This is a genomic window from Bathymodiolus platifrons methanotrophic gill symbiont, assembly GCF_002189065.1.
Taxonomy (GTDB): Bacteria; Pseudomonadota; Gammaproteobacteria; order Methylococcales; family Methylomonadaceae; genus Methyloprofundus.
In genome coordinates this window covers 1-1,540 of record NZ_BDMN01000457.1, presented here as the reverse complement: position 1 = coordinate 1,540, position 1,540 = coordinate 1, and the positions used below count along the sequence as shown (strand labels likewise).

Below are 1,540 nucleotides of genomic sequence, written 5' to 3'. Positions count from 1 at the left end.
GTAAAATAGATCATCAAAACCAGGGTGATGCTAATGGCCAACTATATTCCCTACGACTACAATCAAAACGTGATGGTTGTGATCAGTTACCAAGATCAACTGCAAGCCGGTACGTTTGAACATGCTCTGCATTATCTAGTTACGAAGATGGGTTAAACCCACCCAATAAGAATGGCACAATCACTCCCCCTCAGGGAATATGAGTTCATTTATTGAATCTTTATGGATGAGAATTTTGAAGATTGTAAAGTCAAAATAACCAATATGATGAATCGCGATTTTCTGGTAAAAAATATCGGATAGAATGCTGGTTTGATGATATTCGCCAGACTGGATGGCTATAAGTGGCGATACTCGCCATAGTTACGCGGGTTTTGAGCGCCGTTGACATATGTCACCTGCTGATTACGCAACTCTTTTCACAACGCAGAACTGAAAAAAAAGACAAGTCAGTTTCGGGATATATAAAATTCTCAGTCCTAAATGTAAGAAAAACAGCTAATCGGGTAAGGGCTAGTTTCTCTTCAGCCCCACACACCAACGTACAAGTGGGTCCGCATACAGCGTTTCATTAACCATTTTGTAATGAAATTTCGCCTGAGTTGTGGTACCTATAAGCCCAGCTTACACTCCCAAGATCGTCTCGTAATTTCACGGGTGCGATGCTTAAAGTTAGCCAGTGTTTCGGGCTCCAACCGATTTTCTTACCTTTAAATACAAAACCAAGGAAGCTAAGTTTGCGTACTAAGACGACTTTTCTTTACGTTGATGGCAAGCTTTAACGCTTCCAGAAAGGTAATCACTTCTACTTTAATTCGTTCACCTCTGAGAAATATTTAACACTGATGACAAGGTGAGTCAACCAAGGGAACCTTCCCCTTGGCTGCTCTCAGAAACCCAGCGTCACTTTCACTCTTGGATTGTAGGCTCTTTTTTCCTGAATTCACTCAGGGGTCCATTTTATTGACAACTGTTAATTATTTTGAAGTTGATCACTTACTTTTTTAGTTTAGCAATTCTTCCCTGCGCTAAATACATGGGATTAATAAACTTGAGATAAAAGATAAAAAATACTGTACCTAAAGCTAATAGCACTGCTTTACCTGCGCGTTGTGCTAATAAAGCGTATGGGCGAAAATAACTTAAAATAGTTAATATTTTTTCAAATTTTGGCGCCAGAACTGTTGCTACCCACAAAAGAATACCAGTAAGTATCGCATATACGGTAAAGGAGCTATTTAGGGCCGGTATAATAATAGGCTGAAGTTTCCTAGTTTTTAAAGTATAAGAATATTAGTTAGTGCTTATTTTTAATAAACATTAGCATTCCCTAATAACACTGGCATTCCGTTTGCTAAAACCCTTGAATTTACTTAAAAAACAACAGGTTAATGATGAATGAGACCTGTTTTGTTTGTATAATAAAAGATGTTAACTCATTGATTATACAAACAAAACGGCCTCATTCATGTTCATTTTACGCGATATTTTACTCCCGCTTCAATATCATTTTTCCGAAACCACTTTAGGCCGCGAACGA

Annotated in this window: 1 protein-coding gene; it reads right to left on the bottom strand. The window is 38.1% G+C overall.

The annotated features are described in order from the left end of the window. Window positions 1-996: 996 nt before the first annotated feature. Window positions 997-1,197, bottom strand: a complete 201-nt coding sequence (locus CDZ78_RS19295) for a hypothetical protein (RefSeq protein WP_087871422.1) — start codon at window positions 1,195-1,197, stop codon at window positions 997-999. Window positions 1,198-1,540: the final 343 nt, after the last annotated feature.